An 8,165-nucleotide genomic window follows, 5' to 3' on the forward strand; every position below is an offset into this window, starting at 1 on the left:
TGCGCAAAAGCCGCTGTTCCCTATTATAGAATGGATTGCGGGTAGTGTATTAAACGCAGAGACACAGGCCCGAAGGCCTGTGCCTCTCAGGTTGTCGAAAGACCTCCCGCAAAGGAGAGCCTCGCAGAGTTCGCGCCCGCAGGCGCGAAAAAATTAAAATCTGTTTTCTCCGGCGACATGTGCGTTGGAGAAAACACTTCTCAGGCCGCAAGTGTGGGATTTGTCCGCCTAAAGCGGACAAATCCTGCGCGCGGCGGACTGCATCCTGCTCGAAAAAGCGGCTTTGCCGCTTTTTCGATAGACGCAGCGGCACAGGCCCGAAGGCCTGTGCCGCTGTTTTTTGAAAGAAGAGAGGAAAGAGAGGGGGTTATGGTCATCTCTGACCACGCTGTTATCCTATCCCATCCCTGTGAACCCATTTTGAACCGGATATGAACGTTTTGTAAAGGAATGGGGGGCGCGGCGGCGGCCGGCCCCGATGTCAGAAAAACGTCAGAAATAATTAAGGACTTTTCCCGGCGGAGGCGTGTATACTGACTGTACTAATGCAAGTGATACAGTTTCCGGAAAGGAGACGGCGGGATGATCCGATTGAATTACCGCGACGCGCGGCCCATCTACGAGCAGGTGAAGGACGGCCTGCGGCACCTGGTGGTGACCGGCGCCCTCCAGGCGGGGGACAAGCTGCCGTCGGTGCGGGCGCTGGCCTCCTCCCTGGCCATCAACCCCAACACCATCCAGCGGGCCTACGAGTCCCTGGAGCGGGAGGGCTATCTGTACACGGTGGCGGGCAAGGGCTCCTTCGCCGCCCCCCAGGCCGACGTGAACGCCGACCGGCGGGCGCGGCTGCTGGAGCAGTTCGACGCCTCGGCGGCGGAGCTTTTGTTCCTGGGCCTGACGGCCGGGGAGCTGGCGGCCCGGCTCCAGGCGGCGGAGACGGGCCGCACAGGGCACAGAGAGGAGGAGAGAGCATGAGTGAGGCAATGATTGAGGCCAGAAACGTGGTGAAGGCCTTTGACGGATTCAGGGCCCTGGACGGGCTGACCATGACGGTGCCCCGGGGCTCCATCTACGGCCTGGTGGGGCCCAACGGGGCGGGCAAGAGCACCCTGCTGCGCCACGTCACCGGCATCTACCGGCAGGACAGCGGCTCGGTGCTGCTGGAGGGCAACCCCATCTATGAAAATCCGGCGGCCAAGGCCCGGATTGCCTCCATCCCCGACGAGCTGTACTACTTCCTCTCCGCCTCCACCCGGGACATGATGCGCTTCTTCAAGGGCTTCTACCCCCGGTTCGACGGGGCGCGGTACGAGGCGCTGAAGGACGTGTTCACCACCATCAACGAGAAGCAGCCCATCCGCCGCCTGTCCAAGGGCATGCAGAAGCAGGCCGCCTTCTGGCTGGCCCTGTGCTGCCGGCCCGACGTGCTGGTGCTGGACGAGCCGGTGGACGGCCTGGATCCGGTGATGCGGCGGCAGGTGTGGGGCCTGCTGATGGGGGACGTGGCGGAGCACGGCACCACGGTGCTGGTGTCCTCCCACAACCTGCGGGAGCTGGAGGACGTGTGCGACCACGTGGGCATCCTGTCCAGGGGCAGGGTGCTCATCGAGCGGAGCCTCAGCGATCTCCAGGAGAACCTGGTGAAGATGCAGGTGGTGTTCCAGGAGAAGGAGATGCCCCGGATGCCGGAGGATCTGCAGATCCTCCACGTGTCCCGGGTGGGGCGCATCCACACCCTGATTGTCCGGGGCGGCGCCACCGAGGTCACCAACCGGCTGGCCGCCTTCGGGCCCATCCTGCTGGAGGCCCTGCCCCTGACCCTGGAGGAGATCTTTATCTATGAGCTGGGAGGTGAGGACTATGCAGTTCGGGACATCGTACTTTAACAAGACCCTGTTTGCCAAGCACTTCGCCCGGTTCTGGCCCATCTGGGGGCTGTACGGGCTCATCTGGACCATGTGCCTCCCCCTGGGCATCCTGGCGGGGAGCCGCTCCGGCTGGATGGCGGCGGACGCCCGGGTGCTCCCCCTCAACTACCTGGACACCACCGGCTGGTTCAGCGCCGCCACCCTCCTGGCGGCGGTGTTCGGCCTGCTGGCGGCCATGGCGGTGTTCTCCTACCTGTACAGCGCCCGCTCCGTGAGCCTGTTCCACGCCCTCCCCCTGCGGCGGGAGGGCCTCTTCCTCACCAGCTACCTGGCGGGGCTGGGCTTCCTCATCCTGGCCAACCTGGCCGTGTTCCTCCTGGCCCTGGCGGCGGAGGCGGCCTGCGGCGCGGTGGTGTTCTCCAGCCTGTTCACCTGGCTGGTGGTGTCCTCCCTGCTGAATCTGTTCTTCTACTCCTTCGCCGTGTTCTGCGCCATGTTCACCGGCCACATCCTGGCCCTGCCCGCCTTCTACGTGGTGCTCAACGGCCTGGCCGCCGGGCTGGCCGTCCTGTTCGGCCAGATGGCCCACGAGTTCCTCTTCGGCTTCGACGGGGCGGCCTGGCTCACCGCCGTCGCCTCCTGGCTCTCCCCCGTGCTCCGGCTGTCCGCCTGCCGCGTGGTCTACCCCACCGTCACCGACGCCGCCGGCAACAGCGTGACTGACGAGGGCGCGGCCTACTTCTCCGGCCTGGGCTACGTGGCCCTGTACGCCCTGGTGGGTGTGGTGCTGGCCGCCGTGGCCCTGGCGGTCTACCGCCGGCGGCAGCTGGAGACCGCCGGCGACGTGGTCAGCGTGTCCTGGGTGCGGCCGGTGTTCAAGTACGGCGTGGCCTTCTGCGCCGCCGTGGCCCTGGGAGAGACCCTGTACAGCCTCTTCTCCGCCCTGCTGCCCCGGGGGGCCTGGGGGCTGCTGCTCATGCTGCTGCTGTGGGGCGCGGCGGGCTATTTCGTGGCGGAGATGCTGCTGCGCAAGAAGTTCTGGGTGTTCCGGGGCAGCTGGAAGGGCTGCGTGGTGCTGCTGTGCTGCCTCACCGCCGCCATGTGCCTGATGGAGTTCGACGTGACGGGCTTTGAGCGGCGGGTGCCCGACCCGGCCCGGGTGCAGTCCGTGTCCCTGGACGCGGGCTCCACCGCCCCCTATGACGACGCCAACGGGCAGGGGCTCCTCCTGGACGGGCCGGAGGACATCGCCGCCGTCACCGAGCTCCACCGCGCCATCGTGGCGCGGAAGGCGGCCATCGAGGGGGCGGAGCCGGACTACACCTACGAGCAGCTGGACAGCGGCCTGGAGGTGGAGACCTCCGGCCAGGGCTGGGTGCAGCTGCGCTACACCCTCACCAACGGCTCCGTGGTCACCCGCAGCTACCGCATCCCCCTGACCCAGGAGGCCCTGGACGACCCGGACACCCCCGCCGCCCGGCTGGACGCCCTCCTCAACGCCCCCGGACAGGCGGAGAAGGCCTACTTCGGCGCCATGGCCGAGGGGGACTACCTCATCAGCGCGGTGGTGACCCAGCCCCACTATGACGAGGAGGGCGCCTACTACTACGACGAGAAGCCGGTGGACAGCGCCGCGCTGGAGGAGCTGTGGAGCGCGGTGCAGGCCGATCTGGCCGACGGGAGCCTGGGCCGCCGCTACCTGCTGGAGAACCAGGCGCGGCTGGAGAACTGCTACGTCAACGACCTGATCCTCACCTTCCGCCGGGCGGGCCAGGCCGCCCGCGCCGACGGCAGCGACACCTACTCTGTCACCGTCACCCTCCAGACCACCGGCGCCCGCACCCTGGCCGCCCTGGAGCAGTACGGCTTTGATCTGGACAGCCTGCTCACCCAGGCACAGGCCCAGCTGAAAGAGCGGCAGTGAGCCGAAGATGAACCGCCTGGTTTGTTTTGCACAAACCAGGCGGTTTTTCCGCACCGAATCCCGTCTCCCTTACCGCTCAGTCTCTAGTTGATTTTTCCCAAACGGCGCGGTATAATTGGAAGCGAAGGGTATTTTCGGTATGGGAAGAACACAAAAATTATTTTTGGAGGTTTTACCATGAAAGAAGTCTATGTCGTGAACTGCTGCCGTACCGCGGTGGGTTCCTTCGGGGGCAGCCTGAAGGACACGCCCGCCCCCGAGCTGGGCGCCGTGGTGGTGAAGGAGGCCCTGAACCGCGCCGGCGTGAAGCCCGAGCAGGTGGACGAGCTGATGTTCGGCTGCATCCTCACCGCCGCTCTGGGCCAGAACCCCGCCCGCCAGGTGGGCGTGAAGGCCGGCCTGCCCTACTCCGTCCCCGCCTACACCGTGGGCATGGTGTGCGGTTCCGGCATGAAGAGCGTCATTGAGGGCGCCCGCGCCATCCTGTCCGGCGACGCCGACATCATTGTGGCCGGCGGCACCGAGAACATGTCCGCCGCCCCCTTTGCCCTGCCCAATGAGCGCTGGGGCGCCCGCATGGGCGACAAGAAGGTCGTCGATACCATGATCAAGGACGGCCTGTGGGACGCCTACAACAACTACCACATGGGCACCACCGCCGAGAATATCTGCGACGTGTGGGGCATCACCCGGGAAGAGCTGGACGCCTTCGGCGCCGCCTCCCAGCAGAAGGCCGAGGCCGCCATCAGCTCCGGCCGGTTCAACGACGAGATTGTCCCCGTCATGGTGAAGAAGAAGAAGGAAATGGTGGAGTTCAAGGTGGACGAGTTCCCCCGCGCCGGCACCACCGTGGAGGGCCTGGCCAAGCTGAAGGGCGCCTTCCCCGTGGGCCCCGAGGGCGTGGAGGACGAGATTGTCCACACCTTTGAGCCCACCCAGGTGCACGCCGATGACACCCGTAAGCACGTGCAGCGGGTCACCGCCGGCAACGCCTCCGGCATCAACGACGGCGCCGCCGCCATCGTGCTGGCCAGCGGCGAGGCCGTTGAGAAGTACGGCCTGAAGCCCATGGCCAAGCTGGTGAGCTGGGGCCAGGGCGGCGTGGATCCCAAGATCATGGGCGTGGGCCCGGTGCCCGCCTCCCGTCAGGCCATGGAGAAGGCCGGCCTGAAGATCGAGGACATCGACCTGGTGGAGGCCAACGAGGCCTTTGCCGCCCAGTCCATCGCCGTGGCCCGTGAGCTGGGCTTCGATATGGACAAGGTGAACGTCAACGGCGGCGCCATCTCCATCGGCCACCCCGTGGGTGCCTCCGGCGCGCGCATCATCGTCACCCTGCTCCACGAGATGGCCAAGCGGCCCGAGGCCAAGAAGGGCCTGGCCACCCTGTGCATCGGCGGCGGCATGGGTGTTGCAACTATCTTCGAAAAGTGCTAAACTAGGAATATCAGGCACGCCGGGGACAGGCCTTCTGCCTCCGGCGTGTCCGAATATGAAACTTCCAATCTATTTTTACAGGAGGGTAACACTGTGCGCAATAAGATTATTTCTGTTGCGGAGGCCGTGGACATGATCCCCGACGGGGCGACCATCATGTACGGCGGCTTCCTGGGCTGCGGCAGCGCCCATCACATCATCGACGCCCTGGCCGAGAAGGGCACCAAGGATCTGACCATCATCGGCAACGACTGCGGTATGGCCACCGGCCCTCTGGGTGAGGAGTACTATGGTGTTGCCAAACTGGTGCACAACCACCAGGTCAAGCACGTCATCGCCACCCACGTGGGCATGACCCCCGACGTGGGCACCCAGGGCATGGTGGACAAGACCCTGACCGTGGATCTGATCCCCCAGGGCTCCCTGGCCGAGATGATCCGGGCCGGCGGCGCCGGCCTGGGCGGCGTGCTCACCCCCACCGGCGTGGGCACCATCGTGGAGGACTCCCCCTTCTGCCTGGGCAAGCAGACCATCGATGGCAAGGAGTACCTGCTGATGAAGCCCATCCGCGCCGACTTCGCCCTGCTCAACGGCCACATCATTGACAAGTTCGGCAACATCTGGTACAAGGGCACCACCCGCAACTTCAACATCGTCATGGCCACCGCCGCCGACGTGGTCATCGCTGAGGCGGACAACGTGGTGGATATCGGCGACATTGAGCCTGAGAACGTGGTCACCTCCGGCGCCTTTGTCAATTACATCGTGGATGGAGGGAATGTGTAATGGATAAGTCTGAGATCAAGGCCTTTATTGCCAAGCGCGTGGCCAAGGAGCTGAAGGACGGCGACGTGGTCAACCTGGGCATCGGCCTGCCTACCCTCGTTCCCGCCTATCTGCCCGAGGGCGTCCACGTGATCCTCCAGTCCGAGAACGGCATCATCGGCACCGGCGCCAAGCCCACCCCCGAGGAGGCCGACCCCCACTTCAAGATTGACGCCGGCGGCTCCCCCGCCCAGGCCGCCGTCTTCGGCTGCTACATCGACTCCGCCACCTCCTTCGGCTTCATCCGCGGCGGCCACGTCAACGCCACCATCCTGGGCGGCCTGGAGGTGGATCAGGAGGGCTCCCTGTCCAACTGGATCATCCCCGGCAAGAAGATGCCCGGCATGGGCGGCGCCATGGATCTGCTGGTGGGCGCCAAAGAGGTCATCGTGGCCATGGAGCACACCGCCAAGGGCAAGCCCAAGATCCTGAAGAAGTGCACCCTGCCCTACACCGCCGTCCACTGCGTCACCAAGATTATCACCGAGATGTGCGTGATCGACGTGACCGACAAGGGCCTGGAGCTGGTGGAGATCAACCCCGAGTTCACCGTGGACGACGTGAAGGCCGCCACCGAGGCCGACCTGATCGTCTCCCCCGATCTGAAGCCCATGTGCTGAAACCTCAATCAGACGGCAGGCGCCGTCTGATTGAAAAACAGCCCGCTGCATGCAAGGCCGGGCCGCCGACGGCGGCCCGGCCTCACACTTGCGGGCTGAGCAGTGTTTTCAGTCACGCACATGTCGCGGCTGAAAACTGCCTGCTATTTTTTCGCGCCGCAGGCGCGAACTCTGCGAGGCGAAAAAGCGCCGCCCCGGCATTGCCGGGGCGGCGCTTTTCTGCTATCGGGACAGATCCGCCGGGGTGTCCACGTCCATCAGCTCTCTGGGGGAGGACGCCTCCACCAGCCGCAGCCGCTCCGGGTGGCGGCGGAGCACCGCGCTGCCGCCGGTGTCGCCGGTGAGGGCGGCCAGCTCCCCAAAAAAACAGGCGGGGAAAATCACCGGGCTGCCCCGGGTTCCCCGCCAGGACAGGGCGCAGATGGCGTCCCCCGCGTCCGAAAAGGCGTCCAGCAGCCGCCGGACGCTCTCCGTGGTCAGCCAGGGCTGGTCACAGACGGCGAACAGGGCCCCGTCCATCCCGTCCATGGCGGCCACGCCCAGGCGGATGGAGGCGGCAATGCCCTCCCCCGCCCCCGGGTTGTCCAGGGGGCGGAAGCCGTACTCCGCCCCGGCGGAGAGCACCTCCGGATAGGGAGAGCACACCACCAGCCGGCCGAAGCCGGCGGGGGCCAGGGCGGCCATGGCACGGCGGTGGAGGGGCACCCCCTCCACCGCCGAAAGCAGCTTGTTGGAGCCGAACCGCCGCCCCGCGCCGGAGGCCATCAGCACGCAGCCCACCATCAGCCGAAGCCGTTGGCCAGATACATGATGAGGAAGGGCACGGCCACCTTGATGAGGCCCACCACCAGCGTCATGACGGTGAGGAGCACCAGGGCCTTGCCCCGGCTCTCAAAGGTGTCCTCCCACCGGCGGAGCATGTTGGTGAAGTTCCGGGTACGGTTCTGGGCGCCGATGAGGTCGGCGATGCTCTTAATCGCGTTGAAGGCGGTGTAGCCCATCCAGATGGGCAGAGCGATCATGGAGACGTTGTGGCTGAACCCCCCGCGGAACAGGAAGAACAGCGCCAGCAGGAAGCTGGCCATGGTGAACAGCAGGTAGGCCCAGACGCCGACCTTGGCGGCGCGGTCATGTGTAGGCATAGCGGTTTGTTTCCTTTCTCGGTGAAATGTTGGTTGCTTCTGGTTCAGGGCGCGATGCCCGCCTCCGCAAAGGCGGAGAGCAGCGCGTCCATGTCCGGCGGCACCACCAGGGGCTCCCCGGCGGCCCTGATGCCGCTCTCCACGTCCTTGAGGCCGTTGCCGGTGACGATGCTCACCACCGTGGACTCAGGGGAGATCAGCCCCAGCTCCAGGGCCTTCTTCACACCGGCGGTGCCGGTGACCCCGGCGGGCTCCCCGAACACCCCCTGGGTGCGGCCCAGCAGGCGCATGGCGTCCAGGATCTCCCCGTCGGACACGTTGACGGCCACGCCGTCCGACTCCCGGATGG

Annotated in this window: 9 protein-coding genes; 6 read left to right on the top strand and 3 right to left on the bottom strand. The window is 66.0% G+C overall.

Features of this window, described 5'->3' with window-relative positions:
• Positions 1–582 precede the first annotated feature (582 nt).
• The 6 genes from QZ378_RS11310 (at position 583) to QZ378_RS11335 (ending at position 6,674) form a co-directional block, all read left to right on the top strand.
• The gene (locus QZ378_RS11310; protein WP_291258340.1) at positions 583–975 is read left to right on the top strand and encodes a GntR family transcriptional regulator; all 393 of its coding nucleotides are present in this window, start codon (positions 583–585) and stop codon (positions 973–975) included.
• An 8-nt stretch (positions 976–983) separates the two neighbouring features.
• Positions 984–1,886, top strand: a complete 903-nt coding sequence (locus QZ378_RS11315) for an ABC transporter ATP-binding protein (protein WP_291258345.1) — start codon at positions 984–986, stop codon at positions 1,884–1,886.
• On the top strand, positions 1,840–3,792 hold the full coding sequence (locus QZ378_RS11320) for a hypothetical protein (RefSeq protein ID WP_291258341.1): 1,953 nt from the start codon (positions 1,840–1,842) through the stop codon (positions 3,790–3,792). The genes QZ378_RS11315 and QZ378_RS11320 overlap by 47 nt, the downstream gene beginning before the upstream one ends.
• Positions 3,793–3,969: 177 nt before the next feature.
• Positions 3,970–5,229: an acetyl-CoA C-acetyltransferase gene (locus QZ378_RS11325; protein WP_191380238.1), complete on the top strand. Its 1,260-nt coding sequence runs from the start codon at positions 3,970–3,972 to the stop codon at positions 5,227–5,229.
• Positions 5,230–5,322: 93 nt separating this feature from the next.
• Positions 5,323–6,015, top strand: coding sequence for a CoA transferase subunit A (locus QZ378_RS11330; protein WP_191380237.1), 693 nt, complete (start codon positions 5,323–5,325; stop codon positions 6,013–6,015).
• Positions 6,015–6,674 carry a 3-oxoacid CoA-transferase subunit B gene (locus QZ378_RS11335; RefSeq protein WP_291258342.1) on the top strand — a complete coding sequence of 220 codons (660 nt, stop codon included), beginning with the start codon at positions 6,015–6,017 and terminating at the stop codon, positions 6,672–6,674. The genes QZ378_RS11330 and QZ378_RS11335 overlap by 1 nt, the downstream gene beginning before the upstream one ends.
• A 222-nt stretch (positions 6,675–6,896) precedes the next feature.
• On the opposite strand, the gene QZ378_RS11340 is transcribed toward QZ378_RS11335, so the two are convergent.
• The 3 genes from QZ378_RS11340 to QZ378_RS11350 form a co-directional block, all read right to left on the bottom strand.
• The gene (locus QZ378_RS11340) at positions 6,897–7,457 is read right to left on the bottom strand and encodes a nucleotidyltransferase family protein (RefSeq protein WP_291258343.1); all 561 of its coding nucleotides are present in this window, start codon (positions 7,455–7,457) and stop codon (positions 6,897–6,899) included.
• Positions 7,457–7,816 carry a hypothetical protein gene (locus tag QZ378_RS11345; protein ID WP_087239809.1) on the bottom strand — a complete coding sequence of 120 codons (360 nt, stop codon included), beginning with the start codon at positions 7,814–7,816 and terminating at the stop codon, positions 7,457–7,459. Before QZ378_RS11345 ends, QZ378_RS11340 begins: the two co-directional genes overlap by 1 nt.
• A 44-nt stretch (positions 7,817–7,860) precedes the next feature.
• On the bottom strand, positions 7,861–8,165 hold a 305-nt coding region (locus tag QZ378_RS11350; RefSeq protein ID WP_291258344.1), incomplete at its 5' end, for a pyridoxal-phosphate dependent enzyme.

The sequence above is a fragment of the Flavonifractor sp. genome (assembly GCF_019422385.1).
GTDB classification, from domain to species: Bacteria; Bacillota; Clostridia; order Oscillospirales; family Oscillospiraceae; genus Flavonifractor; species Flavonifractor avistercoris.

What these genes read in the sequence shown, in the direction of transcription:
- QZ378_RS11345 (WP_087239809.1), bottom strand. Translation starts at nt 7,816, where the DNA reads ATGCCTACACATGACCGCGCCGCCAAGGTCGGCGTCTGGGCCTACCTG.
- QZ378_RS11315 (WP_291258345.1), top strand. Translation starts at nt 984, where the DNA reads ATGATTGAGGCCAGAAACGTGGTGAAGGCCTTTGACGGATTCAGGGCC.
- QZ378_RS11320 (WP_291258341.1), top strand. Translation starts at nt 1,840, where the DNA reads ATGAGCTGGGAGGTGAGGACTATGCAGTTCGGGACATCGTACTTTAAC.
- QZ378_RS11340 (WP_291258343.1), bottom strand. Translation starts at nt 7,457, where the DNA reads ATGGTGGGCTGCGTGCTGATGGCCTCCGGCGCGGGGCGGCGGTTCGGC.
- QZ378_RS11310 (WP_291258340.1), top strand. Translation starts at nt 583, where the DNA reads ATGATCCGATTGAATTACCGCGACGCGCGGCCCATCTACGAGCAGGTG.
- QZ378_RS11335 (WP_291258342.1), top strand. Translation starts at nt 6,015, where the DNA reads ATGGATAAGTCTGAGATCAAGGCCTTTATTGCCAAGCGCGTGGCCAAG.
- QZ378_RS11325 (WP_191380238.1), top strand. Translation starts at nt 3,970, where the DNA reads ATGAAAGAAGTCTATGTCGTGAACTGCTGCCGTACCGCGGTGGGTTCC.